The organism is Geobacillus jurassicus NBRC 107829, from assembly GCF_001544315.1.
GTDB classification, from domain to species: domain Bacteria; phylum Bacillota; class Bacilli; order Bacillales; family Anoxybacillaceae; genus Geobacillus; species Geobacillus jurassicus.
On sequence record NZ_BCQG01000002.1, the window covers coordinates 103806 to 122298 of the forward strand.

The window sequence follows — 18493 nt, forward strand, 5'->3', positions numbered from 1 at the left end:
CCTTACTCTAAAATGGCCGGCACGCGGAACTGGCCGTCTTGCTGGTCCGGTGCGTTTTTCAACACTTCCTCGCGCGGCAGCCCCGGTTCGGGAACATCCTCGCGCATGACGTTTCTCATATCGAGCACGTGTGAAGTCGGCGGAACGTTCTCCGTATCCAATTCATTCAACTGCTCGGCAAACGTAATGATCGCATCGAGCTGTTTCGTAAACATCTCCGCCTCTTCATCCGTAATCGCCAACCGTGCCAAATCGGCGACATGTTTCACTTGTTCAATCGAAATTCGCGACATTTTGTTCACCTCCGCATGGTCGACCTTCCACAATACTATGATGATACCAAACGTTAAGGAAATAAAGCAACATTCCAGCCAACATTTGCTTTGTTGCCCATTGACACGTCCGAACATATGTACTATAATAGCCATAACTGATGAAAAAGGGGGAATAATGACGATGAGTGAAGCCTTGCTCGCCCAAGTGCTCGACCGCTTGAACGCGATGGACGGGACACTGCAAAAGCTCGTGGAAGGCCAAGAGCGGCTTGAGCGGGAACAAATCGCCATTCGCCAGGAACAGCAAGAAATCCGGAAAGAGCAACAAGAAATCCGGAAAGAGCAACAAGAAATCCGGAAAGAGCAACAGGAGATTCGAAAAGAACAACAAGAGATTCGCAAAGAGCAGCAAGAAATCCGTTTGGAACAACAGCGTCTGCGCCAAGAACAAGATTCGCTTCGCACCGGACAAAAGGAATTGAACGGCATCGTGACCGCCCTTCTTCATCGTCAAGACGAAACGGACGCGAAGCTGGAAGCTCTCGCCGCTGACGTCCACCATCTTCATCAGGAATTCGCTTCATTGAAGCAAACGGTGGAACACCTCGAACAAAAAATGGACTCCCGCTACGAGCAATTGGCCGCCCAGATCGAAGACATCAAACTGGACTTGAATTTCATCGCCCACCGCACCGTCGATAACGAACGAATCATTTACAAGCTCAAAGAAATGCTGTTTCGTTAATCGATTCTCAATACGGAAGGAGCCCGCCGCCATGAATGTTGCGTTTGACCATCTCGTCCATTTGACCGAGCGGCCGGAACAGGCGAAAGCTGCGTTTGAACAGTTGGGGTTTACATCCATCCATGGCGGCCGCCATCCGTCATGGGGAACGTATAATGCTTTGTGTTATTTCGACCATTTGCGCTACATCGAATGGATCGGCATTGCCGATGAGCAGACGGCAAAAACGTGCGGAAATCCGCTCATCGCCCAGCTTGTCGCCGACCGCGAAGACGGAAACGGCTTTTCCCAGTTCGCCTTTCGAACGAACGATATCGAAACGTTGGCCGCACAGCTCAAAAACAAAGGGTTCACCCCGATCGGGCCGCTCCCTGGCAGCCGCCAGCGCTATGATGGCAAACGATTGACGTGGACCATGCTGTTTATAGAAGACGACATAGACGGGGCGTTCCGTTACCCGTTTTTTATCCAGTGGGGCGATGACGATGACGTGCGGATGAATGAGCTGGCGCCGCTGATTCGCCACCCGGTTGGGTCTCTTTCTTTGTCGTCCATCAGCGTCTATACGCTCGACCTTCGCCGCACCATCGACGTGTATCGGCGGCTGTTTGGCCTTCCTGACCCCCGCTTTGGGCGCGATGAGGCAGGTGCGTACGCTGAACTAGCCGTCGGCGGCATTACCCTTCATTTTTATGAAGCCCAGCCCACCGCCAGCCGTCGACGCGTCCGTTTTTGTGCCGGCTTGTGGGTATACAGGAGCAGCACCGCATTGAAATAGATGGCGGGACGTATATCGTTTCCAGATCGTGACGGACATTCCTGTTCTCACATACTCCCCTTTGCCGCCGAATAAGATGGAATTAACCGCGCCTTCATCCTGGCGCGGTGAAAACGGCAAGGGCGGCGAAATTGCCGGCGGAAACGATCGGCTTCCAAAGGCATTTCTGCCAAAACTGAAGGATGAGATCTTCTTTAGCCATAAAGTGCAAAAAATCGTTCAGCACGAAAACAGCGTCACCATCCACGCCACCCATACAAAAATTCTCCAGCCGTTTCAAATCACAGCAGATCGCGTGATCATCACCATCCCGTTTTCAATTTTGCAGTTTGTTGAAATGGAGCCGCGCCATTCGTTTTCCGAAAACAAATGGAAAGCCATTCGCGAACTGCATTATGCCGGTTCAACGAAAACCGGCATCCAGTTTAAAACACGGTTTTGGGAAAAGGAAGGGATGTTCGGCGGCAAAACGGTCTCGGACTTGCCGATTCGATACACCCAATACCCAAGCCAAGGCATCGGCACTACGGGACCGGGCGTTGTACTAGCCAGTTATACGTGGGAAGATGACACGATCCCATGGGACAGCTTAGGCGATGGGGAGCGGCTTGAATATACGCTAAAAAACTTAGCTGTCATCCATGGCGAACAAGTCTACCGTGAATTTGAAACGGGAACAAGCCATAGTTGGGTGCGCTATCGATTAAGTCCAAGATTTTGTGTAAAAAGAAACGGAAAAAGTAGTTTGATTTCTCCAAATCGCTGAACCAAGAAATGAAAATTTACACAATAATCAGGACTTGATCCTTTTTAGATGAAGTCCAAGAATTTGTGTAAAAAGAAGCGGGGCCGTAGCACCAAGCGGTTCTATTTTCCGGAAACTTAAGTTCGCTGGATGAGAGTCGGATTTTACACAAACATTAGGACTTGATCGCGCTATCCATACTCCGGCGGCGCCTTCACGATGATGAAGCCGAACCAAGTGACAGAGCTGTCGCCGTATATCGCCGCTCCCGAAGGAAGAGTGCATTTTGCCGGGGAGCATGCTTCCACTCATCACGGTTGGATTCAAGGAGCCATCGAATCCGGCATCCGCGTCGCTCATGAAGTGAACGACTTACCAGCCGGATAAATAGCCATAGCGCCCTTCGCCCAGCAATAGAAAAGGCGGCGAACCGTTCCGCCTCCCCCCAATCGTCAAGAGCGGCGGTGATGGCAGAACATTTTCATCCGCTCATACAGCGTCGAAACATCCTCAGCGCTGACAATCAGACCGAGATCTTCCGGCGCGGCAAATCCGTTTTCGACGGTATGCCGAAGCAAGTCAAGGAGCGGGTCGAAAAACCCGTCCACATTGAGCAGGCCGATCGGCTTTTGATGGAGGCCGACGCGCGACCACGAGAGCACTTCAAACAGCTCTTCGTACGTTCCATAGCCCCCGGGCATGGCGATAAACCCGTCGGCCGCCTCGTACATTTTCGCCTTGCGCGTATGCATCGTATCGACGACCAACAGTTCGGTCAACCGATCATGCGCCACTTCCCGGTCTTTCAAAAATTGCGGAATGATCCCGACCACGCGCCCTTGATGGCCTAGCGCCGCCTCAGCAACCTCTCCCATCAAGCCCCGCGTCCCGCCGCCGTAAATGAGCGTAATGCCGCTTCGGGCTAAAAACGTTCCGAGCTCTTGGGCCGCTTCCTTATATTTCATCCTTTGTCCATAACTTGATCCGCAAAACACACAAATGGCTTTCATGATCATGACACACCTTTACTCATATCCAGATATTCATTATTTTACCAATCTGTCCCCCCATCCGGCAAATCACGTCGACAGGCTGCCAGCTAATCCGTTTTCACCAGCCTTTTAGAAGCGCAACATCGCAAAAAACACATCCCCTCCGGCTCGTCCAGAGAGGATGCGACGCGTTGTCATTGATAAATATGCACAAACGGCTCGTCTGCTTTCGCCTGGCGCACGATGAGGCTTTCCGGCTGGCCGGCCGAGGCGATGTAGACATTGACGGTGATGTAGTCCGGGAATTTTTCCATCACCAAGCCGGTCACGTATTGGGTAAAGCCGATCACTTCCGCTTTGCCGTAAAACGGCATCGTAATGTTGATCGTTAACTTCTGAAGCTGGTCGTTGACGTACAACCCTCTGCCGACGATGCCGGTGTAGTTCGGGAAAAAGTCTTCAACGTCTGATTTAAAATTGTTGAATTTGAGCCAGTCATCACGATGGTTCTCTTCCGCCTCATCGGACGGGAATAAATAATATTCCTCGTTCACCGCCTCCCAATCATCGATGGTGCTGCTTCCTTCATCGACATGGGTGACGGCAAAAAAGTGGCCTGGAACGACAGATGAACGGGGCGCTTGTTTGTATAAAGCGATCGTAATCGGCACGCTGCCGAGCCCTTTCATGCTCCGCAGTCGCTTCAACACCTCAGCGGCGATCCGCTTTCCTTCCCGTTCGATGACATCGTCTTTGATTTTGACCTCGCGCGGATAGCCTTGTTCGGTCGAGTAATAGTGGACGGAGTTTAACGCCAGGCCGATAGCGATGCCGCCGAGCTTCACTTTGTCGTTGTCGATCTTCACCAAATAATCATGTTCCAAAATGCTCGCCAAATAAATCGGGCTTTGTTTGTTTTTTTGTTCGTTTGTTCCCGTGTCGCTGATCGGTGGGTTTAAGCCGATGTTGTCTTCCGGCTTCATTTTCTCTTCCTTTAGCTGGCGGTCCGTCTTCTTGCGAGCGAGCCATTTTCCGACCGTCTCGCTGTCCAAATATTGCCCTTCTTGGAACAAGTACTCATCCGTCGGAAACTGCTCCGTGGCCAGGCGCATGAGTCCCGTCTCAAACTCGTCGACATCAAGGCGCGTGTTTAAATCATTGACAACCTCCCCGCGCGCCCCGGACGGTTTAAAGGGCAATACGACGCGGTAGTACGAGTCGGAAATGTTGTATTTCGGAATGACCGCTTCTTGCTCTTTATCGCCCTTATTTTGCACTACTTGACCTTGATCAAACTTCGGCGCACAAGCAGACAACAAACAGATGGAGGCGAGCCCGATGGCAGCCAACCGCTTTCGGGCCCGGTTCGTCCAACGACGGGCAACTAAGCTACGAAGTGATAGAATCTGTTTCATCGTTCCTCCCTGCTGATCTCTTGCAAAAATCGTGATTCGTCCCAAATCTCAATGCCAAGCTGCTGGGCTTTATCGAGCTTCGATCCGGCATCCTCTCCGGCGATGACAAGATCGGTGCTGCGGCTGACGCTGCTAGTGACGCGCCCGCCGAGCCGTTCGATTTGTTCTTTCGCTTCGTTGCGCGACATGGACATAAGTTTTCCGGTCAAGACGACCGTTTTGCCAGCGAAGGCGGAGTCAGCGGGCGCCTCAGCCGCCCGCTTCGGCCCTTTGTATGCCATGTTGACGCCATAAAGCCGCAGCTCATTCAACAGCTCGGCCGCTTCCGGCTGGGCAAAGAAGGCGGTGATCGAGTCGGCCATTTTTTCCCCGATTTCCGGCACGGCCATTAATTCCTCTTTCGTCGCTTTCTCGAGCCGCTCCATCGTTTCAAAATGCTCGGCCAAAAGCTGGGCGGCTTTCGCCCCGACGTAGCGGATGCCAAGGCCAAACAACAGCCGCTCAAGCGAGTTTTGCTTCGACGCTTCAATGGCGGCAAGCAAGTTGGCTGCTGACTTTTCGCCCATCCGTTCCAAACCGATGAGCTGTTCTTTCGTCAATCGGTACAAATCGGCGACATCGTGGACGAGGCCGGCGTTAAACAGTTGGGTGACCACTTTTTCGCCCAATCCTTCAATGTTCATCGCCGCCCGCGACGCGAAGTGGATGAGCCGTTCGCGCAGCTGGGCTGGGCATTTCGGATTCAGGCAGCGAAGCGCCACTTCTCCATCCAAGCGGACGAGTTCGCTTTGGCATTCCGGGCAGTGCGTCGGCATCGCAAACGGCGTTTCGTCCCCGTTGCGCCGGTCCACGACGACGCCGACGACTTCCGGGATGATGTCGCCCGCTTTTTTGATAATGACCGCATCGCCGATGCGAATGTCTTTCTCGCGGATAAAGTCTTCGTTGTGAAGGGTGGCGCGCTGCACGGTCGTGCCGGCGACGCGGACCGGCTCGAGAATCGCCGTCGGAGTGACGACGCCGGTGCGCCCGACGTTGACCTCAATGCCGATGAGCGTCGTCACCACTTCTTCAGCCGGGAATTTGTAGGCGATCGCCCAGCGCGGACTTTTTGCCGTGACGCCAAGCTGCCGCTGTTGGACAAACGAATCGACTTTAATGACAATGCCGTCGATCTCGTACGGCAGCTGCGGTCGTTTTTCATGCCATTCGTTGATGAAGGCGATCACCTCATCGATGTTCGCGCAGCGCCGCCGCTCTGGATTCACTTTAAACCCGAGCGCCTGTAAGTAGTTGAGCGCCTCGCTGTGCGACTCAATGCCAAGTTCTTCGGCATTGGCCAAGCCGTAGACGAACAAATCGAGCTGGCGCGATGCCGCCACTTTCGGATCGAGCTGGCGAAGCGAGCCGGCCGCGGCGTTGCGCGGATTGGCAAACAGCTCTTCGCCCCGGGCTTTTCGCTCCTCATTCAAACGTAAAAACGATGCTTTCGGCATGAACGCTTCGCCGCGCGCCTCCAGCGACACCGGCTCTTTCAGGCGAAGCGGCAGCGAGCGGATCGTTTTTAAATTTTCCGTAATGTCCTCGCCGGTCGTTCCGTCACCACGTGTTGCCCCTTGAGTGAAATAGCCGTCTTCATAGCGGACAGAGACGGCGAGGCCGTCAATTTTCAATTCGCACACGTACGCCGCTTGGCCGACTTCTTGGCGAACGCGGCGGTCAAAATCGCGCAAATCCCCTTCGTCAAACGCGTTCGAGAGACTCATCATCGGCACGCGGTGCGTCACTTTGCGAAACGCCTCAAGCGGCGGGCCGCCGATGCGCTGGGTCGGCGAGTCGCTCGTTTTCAATTCCGGATATTGTTCCTCGATAGCGATGAGCTCTTGCATGAGCCGGTCATACTCGGCGTCCGGGACGGACGGCCGGTCGAGCACGTAATATTCGTAGCCATAGCGGTTCAATAGTTCGCGCAGCTCGGCCGCGCGCCGTTCGGCTTGTTGGCGATCCATACGTTCACCCGTTCTCCTTTCCTATGCTTTCTCAATCGGCGCAAATTTGGTGAGCAACCGTTTAATGCCGATCGGGCTCGGGAAGGCAATATCAAGTTCTTGGTCATCGCCTTCGCCGCGGACGCTGACGACGGTGCCCACTCCCCATTTCCGGTGGTTCGCCCGGTCGCCGACTTTCCACGTCCCGCCAGCGCCGCCTGCCTGCAAGCCAGCAGGCGCCGAACGAGAAACGGACGGTTTTCCGCGCGAGACCGTCTCCAGCAAATGCGCTGGAATCTCATCTAAAAAGCGCGACGGCGGGTTCATTTGGATGTTGCCAAACAGCGTCCGCATTTGTGCGTTCGTTAACACGAGCTCTTCCTCAGCACGGGTGATGCCGACATACGCCAGCCGCCGCTCTTCTTCCATTTCATCATCATCTTCAAGTGAACGAATGTGCGGAAAAATGCCTTCTTCCATGCCGATCAAAAAGACCACCGGAAACTCAAGCCCTTTGGCGGCGTGCAGCGTCATTAAGACGACGGCATCGTTCTTGTCCGCCTGATCCGTCCCATTCAGCTCGTCCAAATCGGAAATGAGCGCCAAGTCGGTTAAAAAGGCGACGAGCGATTTATCATCGCTTACGTTTTCAAAATGCTTCGTCACCGACAAAAACTCGTCCAAGTTCTCGAGCCGGCTTTGCGCTTCGATCGTCCGCTCCGCCTTGAGCATCTCGCGGTAGCCTGACTTTTCGAGCACCTCTTCAACGAGTTCCGTGACCGGAACATATTCTTGCAGCCGCGTCCATTGCTCAAGCTGACCGCGGAACGCCGCAAGCGCCCCAGCCGCTTTGGCGCTGAACCCGATCATCTCCAGCTCACCAAGCGCTTCAAACAGCGACAGCTCGTGCTCGGCCGCATAGCGGACGAGTTTGTCGATCGTTGATGCCCCGATGCCGCGTTTCGGCACGTTGATGATGCGAAGTAGGCTCAAATCATCGTCTGGGTTGGCGATGACGCGCAAATAGGCGAGGATGTCTTTGATTTCTTTCCGGTCGTAGAACTTTAAGCCGCCGACGATTTGGTACGGAATGTTCGCCTTTAAAAACATTTCCTCGATGACGCGCGACTGGGCGTTCGTCCGGTAAAGCACGGCAAAATCGCTGTAGCGGCGCGCCCCGCGCTCAACCACCTCTTGAATGCGGGCGGCGACAAATTGCGCTTCGTCCGCTTCATTCATCGCTTCATAATAGACGATCGGCTTTCCTTCCGGGTTTTCCGTCCACAGCCGCTTTGGCTTTCGGTTGACGTTATGCGCAATGACTTCGTTTGCCGCCTGCAAGATGCGCTTCGTTGAACGGTAGTTTTGCTCAAGCAGGATGACTTTCGCGTTCGGGTAGTCGCGCTCAAACGATAAAATGTTGCGAATGTCCGCCCCGCGCCAGCGGTAAATCGACTGATCGGCATCGCCGACGGCGCAAATGTTTTGGAACCGCTCAGCGAGCTTTTTCACCAATGTATATTGGGCGCGATTCGTATCTTGGTACTCGTCGATATGAATGTACTGAAACTTATACTGGTAATATTGAAGCACATCCGGCACGCGGTCAAACAATTGGATCGTCGTCATAATCAAATCGTCAAAGTCGAGCGAGTGGTTGCGGAGAAGGCGTTGTTGGTACTCTTGATACACGTCGGCGACGATCTTTTCGTAGTACGTCGATGCCCGCTTCGCAAATTGCTCCGGCGTGATCAAATCGTTTTTTGCCCCGCTGATCGTGCCTAAAATCGTCCGCGGCTCAAATTTTTTTGGATCGATATTTTTTTCTTTCAAAATCGTTTTGATGACCGAAAGCTGATCCGTCGGGTCGAGGATGGAAAAATTGCGGTTAATGCCGATGCGGTCAATATCGCGGCGCAAAATGCGGACGCACATCGAGTGGAAGGTTGAAATCCACACCTCTTCCGCCGCTCCGCCTAAGAGCGCCTGCACCCGCTCTTTCATCTCGCGCGCCGCTTTGTTCGTAAACGTAATGGCCAAAATATTCCACGGCGCCACCTGTTTTTCCGCCATCAAATAGGCGATCCGGTGCGTCAACACGCGCGTTTTGCCGCTCCCCGCCCCCGCCATGATGAGCAGCGGACCTTCCGTCGTCTTCACGGCTTCTTGCTGCTCTTTGTTTAAATGCGAAAGCAGCTTTTCTGACAAAAAGTTCATCGTCTCCACCACCAATAAAACATATGTTCTATTTTACACCATCTCTGCTCCGTTGACCAGCTGTCTGCTTGACCGCCGCTACGGTTGACAACGCCTGTTCGAACGCATCATAAATCGCGTTGCCGACGACGACTGTATCAGCATAGCGCGCCATATCCGCCGCCTGCTCGGGCGTTGTGATGCCGCCGCCATAAAACAGCTGCACACGACCGAGCGCTTGTTTCACTTTTTCCACGAGAGCCGGATCGCCGTACGCCCCGCTATACTCCAGGTAAAAAATCGGCAGCTTGTACAAATGCTCGGCTAAACGGGCATATGCTACAACATCGTCAACGCTGAGCTCCGCGTCGGCTTCCGTCAGCTTGGCCGCTTTGCATTCCGAATTTAAAATGCAGTAACCTTCTGCGACAATCTCGTCCCAGTTCATGATATCGCCGTATTGTTTCACGGCCTCATGATGGCGGCCGACGATCCACTCCGCCCGCCCGCTGTTTAACACGATCGGAATGAAATACACGTCAAACCCCGGCGTCAACGCTTCAACGTCGGTGACTTCGAGCGCGCATGGCACGGAAAAACGGCGGATGCGAGCCAATAAATCAAGCACGTTGTCGATCGTCACCCCGTCGGTTCCGCCGACGATGACCGCATCCGTGCCCGACTCGCAGAGGCGCTCAAGACGCTCGTCATCAATCGGTTTATTCGGATCGAGTTTAAACACATGGCGCCAAGCGCGAATCTCCTCCATAGCGGTAACCCTCCACTCATTTCTCCATTGTTCCATTATAACAAATCCGCAAAAAGAAAAGGAGTTCCTTTGCAAATGGAAGGAATCTCCTTGCCGCGTCAGTCTGTGACCGCTTCGTTGGCTTCTTTCTCTTCTTGCTGTTGCTCCTCTTTAATGCGATCGAGCGCCATGGCGTAAGCGTCATTGCCGTAGTTAAGGCAGCGCTTGACGCGCGAAATCGTCGCCGTGCTCGCCCCAGTTTCCGTTTCGATTTTATGGTACGTATATCCTTCGCGCAGCATGCGGGCGACCTCGAGCCGCTGGGCGAGCGCCTGGATTTCATTCACGGTGCATAAATCATCGAAAAAACGGTAACACTCTTCTAAATCGCGCAGCGACAAAATCGCTTTAAACAGTTGATCCAACTCTCTGCCGCGCAGTTTGTCGATTTGCATAGCTGTTTCCTCCTTGCTTTTGACGCAAAAAATGTGGTAGTCGGCAGCCGTCTTCCAACTGCCGGCCGATGTGTCGATCCACGGCTCCTCCTGCCTTGCAGCGGACAAAGCAGGCGGTTTCGCTATTTCCATTGAACGATCTCCAATTCTGGCACGATATTGATCCACGTTTTTCCCGGCACGAATCCGATCGGAGCCCCGTTATGGTACGGCAGCAGCCGGCCGTCGACGTTTTTCCATTCGATCGGTTGCATAACACCGCCCTGCAGCAAATACCCCTTGCCGCCGGAAGCAAGGTCGATGTCGCGCCGCCCATGGCTGTCGATCACTTGATGGCGGGCGGCGATGATCATGACGTTTTGCACGACAACCGGCTTACGCGTATCGTAATCGATCGTTTGCTCGCCGCCGCTGTACCGGTAATACCCTTTTTGTTCAGGAACATATTTGTATTCGACCTGGGCATAAGCTCGGTGCGAATAGGCGATGCGCACTGTCTCCACTTTCTCGCCGCTCGGTTCATCGGCGCGAAACGATAGCGGCGCGACTTCATCCGTCCAGGCATATCCGTTTTGTTCCGCCCCTTTTTCAATGTTGGCAAACGTAATGTACGAGTTGTGCGGCGCCTTGCGGAACGGGACGCGCTGAAACAGCGTGCCGTCGTAAAACAATCCGTTCAAATAGTCGATTCCGCCCCCCTCAAGCCGCTCTTTCGCCTCCGGACTCCAGCCGTGGCATACATACAGGGCATGGTAGCCTTCGCTCAAATCGATATAGTAATCGCGTGCGCTTCGCACCGGTCCGACCCGCTCCGGCAATTCGCTTTGGTACAACGCCAAAAAACGGGTGATATCGCCCTCGGCGAGCACCTCATACACGATGTCCGCCGCACGGAGCCCTGATTGCGGCCGCGCCTTCGGATGATTGTTGATCATCACGCCGACGACCCGTTGATGGATGTCCCCTTTCGCCGGCAATCCGGTCAACGGAGACGTTTGTGTCTCCTCCGCCGGGCGCTCAGACGACGGCTCCTGTGCATGATTCGATTTGGCCGGCTCGGCCTGTTTCGGCTCGCTTTTGGCCGTGCAGCCGCCTAACAACAATGCCGCGCAGCTGATGGAAAACAGCCAACGTTTCAATGGACACACAACCTTTTTCTTTTTTATTTTACCGCATTATTGAAGGAAAGAGTACCGTTTTGTGCATCACATCATAAATCCCGCGTTGCGTGACGCGCACATACGGCAGGTGGGTTGACTGCAAAAAAAGCAGCGAATACACCGGGTCTTCGAAACGATACCCGCGCTCGCGCAACAAACGGACGAACGTTTTTTCTTCGTTCATCAGTTCGTTCATCTCCACAGGGGACATCATGCCTCCCAAAGGAAGCGGAAGTTCAAACAAAATCTCCCCCTCCTCGGCAAGGACAATGCCGCCGCCGATCTCGTTCATCCGCTGGAAGGCGAGCAGCATATCTTCCTTATGTTTGCCGATCAAAATCAAATCTCCGGTGTTTGAGTAGGAACTCGCCAACCCACCAAGCGCTGATGCAAACCCTTTTAACATCGTATTGACACGCCAGCGGCCGTTTCGGTCAAACAAAGCCAAAAAGCATTCATCATGGTCATGACTTAAACGATCGCGCGACGTATCGATCGATACGGAATACGGCTTTAAAATGACGGCGTTTTCCATGCGCAACCCCATCGGCATCGAAAATTGTAAATCATCCCAGTCAAGCTCCCATGACAACGACAGAGGCCGAATGCCAAAACGATCCCATTCCGGCTCCGGCCAGAGAGACGGAGCTTCTCCATCGCGCTTCACCCATTCGCCCTTGGCCAGCACTTGCACCGGCATCGGGTCATGAGCCGAGCGCAAAAAATTGATATGGGCGATGCGGCCGGTGGTGATGCTGCCGTGAAGATGCTCAATGCCATAGTGGCGGGCGGCGTTGATCGTCGCCATCGCATAAGCATCGATCACCGGCACGCCGTGCTCCATCGCGATGCGGATGAGCCGGTCAATCACTCCGTCTTCATAAAATGATGGCGGCGATCCGTCCGTTGTCAACAAACATTTGTCATAATGCCGGACGCCGAGCGCTTTCATTTCCTCAAGCAGCACCGGCAAATCCGGGCGGATCGATGAATGGCGGAGCGTAACGGTATAGCCGTGAGAAAGGCGCATATACACTTCCTTTCCCGTCATCGCCTCATGATCGCCATCCGCACCAAAGAGCGCCATTTTGACAAGCGTTTTTTCCGACGCACCGGGAAAATGCCCTTCAATTTTGCGGCGGCGCCGGTGCGCTTCTTGCATCCAATACAAAACGATGTCGTCGCCGCTGATCACTTTCGGCCATGAGGTCAACTCACCGCCTTGGAGCACCACCTCTTGGTCAAGCCAGCGCTTGATCCGAGCATTGGACACTTGCTCCTCTTCGCGTTCAAGCTCCGTTTGCCCATCAAACCGGCACCACCAATACATCGATGTTGGAAGCGCATTCATTCCTTGCAAAAATAAAAACGCCTCTTCATCATCGAGCTGCAAAAGCAAAAACAAGTTGTCATTGAGGAGCGTGGTTGTCCCGTGCGCCGCTGCATAACGGGCAAATGAATGGGGATTATATAATTGAAACGGATGAACATGCGGCTCGATGTAGCCAGGAACGAGCACATACCCGCGGCAGTCGACGATCTCGCATGCCTCGTCGACACGATCAGGAAACCGCTCGCCGGCATACACGATGCGGTCTCTATGTATCCATATATTTCCTTTTACCCATTCGCGAAAATATGAGTGCAAATACGTCGCGTTCACCAACACTTTCGTCGGCGATTGTTTTCCGTCGATAATCGCTGCCTGTTCACGCAGTTCGTTGCCTTTCCATCGGTAACGTTGTTCGCCCATTGCCACCCCGTCCCTTGTTTCCTAATCGTTCCATATACCCATTTTAACGCACAAAAGCGACTTTCACAATAAAAAATTAAGGAGGGGACAAACGGATGGCGAATATTGGCATTGTAAATGCGCTCATTCGCATCACGCTCGGCTTGACCGTCATCGCATGGGCCACCTCCCGCCTCGCCCGGCGGCCATGGTGCGCATCGTATTTGTGGGCTGCGCTGCTTGGGGCGATGAAAGTCGGGGAAGGGATCATCCGTTTTTGTCCGGTGACCGCCTTGTTTAACAATATGCAGCGTCAGCAGCTGCTTGATGAGCAAAAAGAGACGGGGGTCAATCCGACATAACGGTCGGGAGTGTACAATGACTTCTCCAACGCCACTGGCCGCTCTTGTCGATATAACCGACTCGAGGCATGTCTAACGCAAGATGATTTGCCGAACGCTTCCGGAAAAATCATATGGAATGTCGGCAAAAGCGTCCATTGATAGCAACTGTTTTTAGCCGTCAACGGAAAAGAGGACTCCCAAACCATGAGCGGCTCTCATCGCCAATGAGCCGATTCCCTCAGGGCGTCCTGCGCGTCATGTCAAAAAAGGTGTCCCGTTCTTGGGACACCTTCGACTGCAAAGGAGTGAACCACCATGTTGCTCGAGTATATGACCGACATGTCGTTCGTATTGGCCGCGTTAATCGGCGGCATTATCGCTCTTTCGTACGTATATATGCGGCGGAGGCGCGTTCGATAGCGCGCCGGCCGATGTCGCGCCGGTAAAACAAACCGGCGCAGTCGATGGCCGCCAGTTGCTCGTACGCTTTTTCCTTCGCCTCGGCGAGCGTCGACCCTTTGGCCGCTAATAGAAGAACGCGGCCGCCGTTCGTGTACCATGCGCCGCCTTCATACTTTGTGCCAGCATGGAACAACAACGCGTCAGAGGAAATGCGGTCCAACCCACGGATTTCGGCCCCGCGCTCATAAACCCCCGGGTAGCCCTTGGACGCGAGCACAACGCCAAGCACGGCTTCATCCGTCCATTCCAGCTCCAGCTCTTTTTCTTCCATCACCGCTAGGATCGCTTCCACCAAATCGGTCTTCAGGCGCGGCAGTACAACTTGTGCTTCCGGATCGCCGAAGCGGGCGTTAAATTCGATCACTTTCGGCCCGTTCGCCGTGGCCATCAATCCGGCATACAGCACGCCAAGAAACGGCCTTCCTTCCGCCGCCAACGCTTTGGCTGCCGGAATCAAAATCGTGCGCAACGCCGCTTCGATCGTTTCGTTTGAAATTTGCGGCACCGGTGAGTACGCTCCCATGCCGCCGGTGTTCGGCCCTTCGTCTCCGTCATGCGCCCGCTTATGGTCTTGGGCGATGGCGAGCGGATAGACTTTCTCGCCGTTGACAAACGCCATAAACGAAAATTCTTCTCCTTCCAAGTACTCCTCAATGACGACTTGGCTCCCGGCCGCGCCAAATTGGCCGTCGACAAGCGCCGCTTTCGCCGCGGCAAGCGCTTCTTCCACCGTTTGGGCGACAGTGACGCCTTTGCCAGCGGCCAACCCGTCCGCTTTTATGACGATCGGCGCGCCTTTTTGTTCAATGTAGGCTTTCGCCTCTTCATACGACGTAAAGGTCGCATGTTCCGCCGTTGGGATGCTGTATTTCTTCATTAGTTCTTTGGCGAACGCCTTGCTTCCTTCAATGAGCGCCGCGGCTTGGCTCGGGCCGAAAACGCGAAGCCCCTCCGCCACAAAGCGATCCACGATGCCGGCAGCAAGCGGCGCTTCCGGACCGACGATCGTCAAATCGATCGCCTGTTGTTTCGCAAACTGCACCAATGCCTCCATGTCGAGCTCATCGATATCGACCAACTCCGCCACGTCCGCCATGCCCGGGTTGCCTGGCGCCGCATACAGCTTGTCAACAAGCGGGCTTTGCGCCGCTTTCCAAGCGATGGCGTGCTCGCGCCCGCCTCGTCCGATGACCAGTACATTCATCGTCTCCCTCTCCTTTGCCACGCTTAATGTTTAAAGTGGCGCACGCCGGTGAAGACCATGGCTATGCCGTATTCATCCGCCTTGCGGATCGAATCGGCGTCACGAATCGAGCCGCCCGGCTGAATGATGGCCGTAATGCCGGCTTTCGCCGCCGCCTCGACCGTATCGTCCATCGGGAAGAACGCATCGGACGCCAACACAGCGCCCGCCGCCTGCTCCCCGGCTTGTTCAATGGCGATCTTCGCCGCTCCGACCCGGTTCATTTGCCCGGCTCCAACGCCAACGGTCATGCCGTTTTTCGCCAGCACGATGGCGTTCGATTTGACGTGTTTCACCACTTTCCAAGCGAAGCGAAGCTGCTCGCGCTCGGCCTCAGTCGGCTCGCGCTTCGTGACGACGTTCCACTCAGCGTCTTCGAGCGTGTACGTATCGGCGTCTTGAACGAGCAAGCCGCCGTTGACGGACACAAGCGTTTTTTCTTTGACGCTCGGCGCGGTGAAGTCAAGCGTCAACAGACGGATGTTTTTCTTTTTCGTCAAAATGGCAAGCGCCTCATCGCTGAATGACGGGGCGATGACGATTTCCAAAAAGATATCGTGCATCCGTTCGGCTGTTTCTTTGTCCACTTCACGGTTAACCGCAATAATGCCGCCGAAAATAGACACCGGGTCAGCCTCGTACGCTTTCGTAAACGCCTCAAGCAACGTCGCGCCGGTGCCGACGCCGCACGGGTTCATATGTTTGATCGCCGCCACAGCCGGCTCTTGAAATTCGCGAATCAAGTTGATCGCCGCGTTGGCGTCGTTAATGTTGTTGTACGACAGCTCTTTGCCGTGCAGCTGCGCCGCTTTGGCAATCGAGAACGCCGCGCCGAGCGGTTTGGCGTAAAACGCCGCCGATTGATGCGGATTTTCGCCATAGCGCAACGATTGTTTTTTCGTATACGTAACGGTGAGCGTTTCCGGATAGTCCTCCCCGGTGAGGTTGGTCAAATACTCGGCAATCATCGCATCATACGCCGCCGTATGGCGGAACGCTTTCGCCGCAAGCTTTTGCCGCGTCTTTGCTTGGATCGAACCGGTGGTTTTCAGCTCTTCGATCACCATCGGATAGTCGGCCGGATCGACGACAATCGCAACGTCAGCGTAGTTTTTCGCCGCCGCCCGCACCATCGTCGGGCCGCCGATATCGATGTTTTCAATCGCCTCCGCCAGCGTCACGTCCGGTTTGGCGATCGTTTGTTGGAACGGGTACAAGTTGACGACAACCAAATCGATCGGGTGAATGCCATGCTGTGCGAGCGCTGCTTGATGGCGCTCGTCGCTGCGCACCGCCAAAATGCCGCCATGGATGGCCGGATGCAGCGTTTTGACGCGCCCGTCCAAAATTTCCGGAAAGCCGGTCACATCGGAAATCGAAATGACCGGAACGCCGGCTTCTTCAAGCTCCCGTTTCGTCCCGCCGGTCGAAATGATTTCAACGCCAAGTTCGGACAGCTGTTTCGCAAACGGAATGATGCCTTCTTTATTGGACACGCTGATCAATGCTCGTTTCACTGCCATCATTCTCGATCCTTTCTTCTTGTTGTTCCTTTTCCGTCAGCAACATGCGCAACACCACCGGGTACAGCTCATGTTCGACTTGATGGATGCGCTCCTCCAGCGCCTCGATCGGCTCTCCCGGCACGACCGGAACGGCGCGCTGGGCAATGACTGGCCCAGTATCCATCCCCTCATCGACGTAATGAACGGTGACGCCCGTTTCACGGACGCCAGCCCGATACGCCTGGCCGATCGCATCTTTTCCCGGAAACGCCGGCAACAGCGACGGATGGATGTTGACGATTTTTCCCTCATAAGCCGAAAGCAACGTCGGCCCGATCAACCGCATATAACCGGCGAGCGCAATCCAGTCGATGCGGCGCTCCTTCAGCTCGCGCAAAATCTCGCCTTCAAACGCCGCTTTCGACGGGTAATCTTTCGGCGAAAACACAAAGGTCGGCACGTTTTCTCGTGCCGCTCGTTCGATCACTTTCGCCTCCGGGCGGTCGCAAACAAGGAGAGCGATCTCCGCCGGCAAATCGCCGCGCTTCGCCGCGTCGACGATCGCTTGAAAGTTCGTTCCGCTGCCTGAAGCGAACACCGCAAGCCGCTTCATCCTTCGCTCCCTCCGGCACACGACACGCCCGCCCCTTCGATGACTTCGCCGATGATGTACGCCGGCTCGCCCCGTTCCGAGAGCCACTCGACAAGCGGCGCCGCCGTTTCCGGGCTGACAGCGAGCACAAGGCCGATGCCCATATTAAAGACGGAAAACATCTCTTCTTCCGCAAGGTGGCCCTTTTCACGCAAAAAGTCAAAAATCGGCAGCACCGGCCATGAGCCGAGCCGAATGCGCGCACCAAGCCCATCCGGTAGCATGCGCGGAATGTTTTCGATAAATCCGCCGCCGGTAATATGCGCCATCCCTTTGATCGTAAACCGCTCGCGCACGGAGCGCAACAGTTTCGCATAAATGCGCGTCGGCTTCAATAACTCCTCGCCGAGCGGAACATCAAGCGGCTCGTAAATCTTATCAAGCGACAATTTCGCCTGTTCAAACACGATGCGGCGCACAAGCGAATAGCCGTTGCTGTGCAGGCCGCTTGATGGCAACCCGACAAGCGCATCGCCCGCTTGAATCGTCTCTCCGGTCACAAGCTGCTCTTTTTCGGCAATGCCGACGGCAAACCCAGCCAAATCATACTCATTTTCATCATACATTCCCGGCATTTCCGCCGTCTCCCCACCGATCAGAGCGCAGCCGGCCTCGACGCAGCCGTCAGCCACCCCTTTGACAATGGCGGCGATTTTCTCCGGCACCGCCTTGCCGCAAGCGATATAATCAAGGAAAAAGAGCGGATCCGCCCCTTGCACCGTGATGTCGTTGACGCACATCGCCACGCAGTCGATGCCGATCGTATCATGCCGGTCCAGCAAAAACGCGAGTTTCAGCTTCGTCCCAACGCCATCCGTGCCGGACACAAGCACCGGCTGGCGGTAGTTGAGCGCCGATAGATCAAACAGGCCGCCAAACCCGCCAAGCCCGCCCAGCACTTCGGGACGCATCGTTTTTTGCACGTGCTCTTTCATGAGGGCGACAGCCCGATAACCGGCCTCGATGTCAACCCCTGCTTGTTTGTATGCCTTTGCCACGTCAGCTTCCTCCTTTTCGTCACCCATCGCGCTCTAGAAGGTTGGTGATTGAATGAGAAA

General features: G+C 54.8%; 16 protein-coding genes and 3 pseudogenes. 6 read left to right on the forward strand and 13 right to left on the reverse strand.

Annotated features, from left to right (window positions below; genetic code table 11):
* Positions 1–2: 2 nt before the first annotated feature.
* A complete protein-coding gene (gene gatC, locus GJ1_RS01135; protein WP_044733284.1) occupies positions 3–293 on the reverse strand; it encodes an Asp-tRNA(Asn)/Glu-tRNA(Gln) amidotransferase subunit GatC in 291 nt (96 codons plus the stop codon).
* A gap of 157 nt (positions 294–450) precedes the next feature.
* On the opposite strand from gatC, the gene GJ1_RS01140 reads away from it, so the two are divergent.
* The 4 genes and pseudogenes from GJ1_RS01140 to GJ1_RS17480 all read left to right on the forward strand — a co-directional run.
* The gene (locus GJ1_RS01140) at positions 451–1020 is read left to right on the forward strand and encodes a hypothetical protein (protein WP_066227331.1); all 570 of its coding nucleotides are present in this window, start codon (positions 451–453) and stop codon (positions 1018–1020) included.
* Positions 1021–1051: 31 nt separating this feature from the next.
* Positions 1052–1830, forward strand: a pseudogene (locus GJ1_RS01145) (VOC family protein).
* Positions 1827–2561 (forward strand): annotated as a pseudogene (locus tag GJ1_RS01150) (flavin monoamine oxidase family protein); the annotation flags it as partial. The pseudogenes GJ1_RS01145 and GJ1_RS01150, both read left to right, overlap by 4 nt.
* A gap of 186 nt (positions 2562–2747) precedes the next feature.
* Positions 2748–2930: pseudogene (locus GJ1_RS17480) on the forward strand (FAD-dependent oxidoreductase); the annotation flags it as partial.
* A gap of 65 nt (positions 2931–2995) precedes the next feature.
* Here GJ1_RS17480 and GJ1_RS01155 read toward each other — a convergent pair.
* The 8 genes from GJ1_RS01155 to GJ1_RS01190 all read right to left on the reverse strand — a co-directional run bounded on the left by GJ1_RS01155 (position 2996) and on the right by GJ1_RS01190 (position 13250).
* A complete protein-coding gene (locus GJ1_RS01155; protein WP_066227334.1) occupies positions 2996–3553 on the reverse strand; it encodes an LOG family protein in 558 nt (185 codons plus the stop codon).
* A gap of 176 nt (positions 3554–3729) precedes the next feature.
* Entirely contained in the window at positions 3730–4950 is a 1221-nt protein-coding gene (locus GJ1_RS01160) for a CamS family sex pheromone protein (protein WP_066227337.1), read from the reverse strand.
* Entirely contained in the window at positions 4947–6959 is a 2013-nt protein-coding gene (ligA, locus tag GJ1_RS01165; RefSeq protein WP_066227340.1) for an NAD-dependent DNA ligase LigA, read from the reverse strand. Before ligA ends, GJ1_RS01160 begins: the two co-directional genes overlap by 4 nt.
* 21 nt (positions 6960–6980) lie before the next feature.
* A complete protein-coding gene (pcrA, locus tag GJ1_RS01170) occupies positions 6981–9155 on the reverse strand; it encodes a DNA helicase PcrA (protein WP_066227343.1) in 2175 nt (724 codons plus the stop codon).
* 28 nt (positions 9156–9183) lie between these two features.
* On the reverse strand, positions 9184–9903 hold the full coding sequence (pcrB, locus tag GJ1_RS01175) for a heptaprenylglyceryl phosphate synthase (RefSeq protein WP_066227349.1): 720 nt from the start codon (positions 9901–9903) through the stop codon (positions 9184–9186).
* A 98-nt stretch (positions 9904–10001) separates the two neighbouring features.
* On the reverse strand, positions 10002–10337 hold the full coding sequence (locus GJ1_RS01180) for a YerC/YecD family TrpR-related protein (RefSeq protein ID WP_011229782.1): 336 nt from the start codon (positions 10335–10337) through the stop codon (positions 10002–10004).
* A 122-nt stretch (positions 10338–10459) separates the two neighbouring features.
* Positions 10460–11476, reverse strand: coding sequence for a DUF3048 domain-containing protein (locus GJ1_RS01185; protein ID WP_066227352.1), 1017 nt, complete (start codon positions 11474–11476; stop codon positions 10460–10462).
* A gap of 28 nt (positions 11477–11504) precedes the next feature.
* Positions 11505–13250, reverse strand: coding sequence for an adenine deaminase C-terminal domain-containing protein (locus GJ1_RS01190; RefSeq protein ID WP_066227356.1), 1746 nt, complete (start codon positions 13248–13250; stop codon positions 11505–11507).
* A 95-nt stretch (positions 13251–13345) separates the two neighbouring features.
* Here GJ1_RS01190 and GJ1_RS01195 point away from each other — a divergent pair, with 95 nt between their 5' ends.
* On the forward strand, positions 13346–13591 hold the full coding sequence (locus GJ1_RS01195; RefSeq protein WP_066227358.1) for a YgaP family membrane protein: 246 nt from the start codon (positions 13346–13348) through the stop codon (positions 13589–13591).
* A 297-nt stretch (positions 13592–13888) separates the two neighbouring features.
* Positions 13889–13993, forward strand: a complete 105-nt coding sequence (locus GJ1_RS19380) for an EYxxD motif small membrane protein (RefSeq protein ID WP_325048220.1) — start codon at positions 13889–13891, stop codon at positions 13991–13993.
* Here the strand turns inward: GJ1_RS19380 and purD are convergent.
* The 4 genes from purD to purM are packed head-to-tail and all read right to left on the reverse strand — an operon-like array spanning position 13947 to position 18433.
* Positions 13947–15239: a phosphoribosylamine--glycine ligase gene (gene purD / locus GJ1_RS01200; protein WP_066227361.1), complete on the reverse strand. Its 1293-nt coding sequence runs from the start codon at positions 15237–15239 to the stop codon at positions 13947–13949. The two genes, GJ1_RS19380 and purD, sit on opposite strands and share 47 nt — an antisense overlap.
* Before the next feature lie 23 nt (positions 15240–15262).
* Complete coding sequence (gene purH / locus GJ1_RS01205; RefSeq protein ID WP_066227363.1) at positions 15263–16801, reverse strand: bifunctional phosphoribosylaminoimidazolecarboxamide formyltransferase/IMP cyclohydrolase; 1539 nt, start codon at positions 16799–16801, stop codon at positions 15263–15265.
* Entirely contained in the window at positions 16764–17396 is a 633-nt protein-coding gene (purN, locus tag GJ1_RS01210) for a phosphoribosylglycinamide formyltransferase (protein WP_066227365.1), read from the reverse strand. Before purN ends, purH begins: the two co-directional genes overlap by 38 nt.
* A complete protein-coding gene (gene purM / locus GJ1_RS01215; protein ID WP_066227368.1) occupies positions 17393–18433 on the reverse strand; it encodes a phosphoribosylformylglycinamidine cyclo-ligase in 1041 nt (346 codons plus the stop codon). The genes purN and purM overlap by 4 nt, the downstream gene beginning before the upstream one ends.
* Positions 18434–18493 lie beyond the last annotated feature (60 nt).

Coding starts and splice junctions, on each gene's coding strand:
- gatC (WP_044733284.1), bottom strand. CDS start 293: ATGTCGCGAATTTCGATTGAACAAGTGAAACATGTCGCCGATTTGGCA.
- GJ1_RS01140 (WP_066227331.1), top strand. CDS start 451: ATGACGATGAGTGAAGCCTTGCTCGCCCAAGTGCTCGACCGCTTGAAC.
- GJ1_RS01155 (WP_066227334.1), bottom strand. CDS start 3,553: ATGAAAGCCATTTGTGTGTTTTGCGGATCAAGTTATGGACAAAGGATG.
- GJ1_RS01160 (WP_066227337.1), bottom strand. CDS start 4,950: ATGAAACAGATTCTATCACTTCGTAGCTTAGTTGCCCGTCGTTGGACG.
- ligA (WP_066227340.1), bottom strand. CDS start 6,959: ATGGATCGCCAACAAGCCGAACGGCGCGCGGCCGAGCTGCGCGAACTA.
- pcrA (WP_066227343.1), bottom strand. CDS start 9,155: ATGAACTTTTTGTCAGAAAAGCTGCTTTCGCATTTAAACAAAGAGCAG.
- pcrB (WP_066227349.1), bottom strand. CDS start 9,903: ATGGAGGAGATTCGCGCTTGGCGCCATGTGTTTAAACTCGATCCGAAT.
- GJ1_RS01180 (WP_011229782.1), bottom strand. CDS start 10,337: ATGCAAATCGACAAACTGCGCGGCAGAGAGTTGGATCAACTGTTTAAA.
- GJ1_RS01190 (WP_066227356.1), bottom strand. CDS start 13,250: ATGGGCGAACAACGTTACCGATGGAAAGGCAACGAACTGCGTGAACAG.
- GJ1_RS01195 (WP_066227358.1), top strand. CDS start 13,346: ATGGCGAATATTGGCATTGTAAATGCGCTCATTCGCATCACGCTCGGC.
- GJ1_RS19380 (WP_325048220.1), top strand. CDS start 13,889: ATGTTGCTCGAGTATATGACCGACATGTCGTTCGTATTGGCCGCGTTA.
- purD (WP_066227361.1), bottom strand. CDS start 15,239: ATGAATGTACTGGTCATCGGACGAGGCGGGCGCGAGCACGCCATCGCT.
- purH (WP_066227363.1), bottom strand. CDS start 16,801: ATGGCAGTGAAACGAGCATTGATCAGCGTGTCCAATAAAGAAGGCATC.
- purN (WP_066227365.1), bottom strand. CDS start 17,396: ATGAAGCGGCTTGCGGTGTTCGCTTCAGGCAGCGGAACGAACTTTCAA.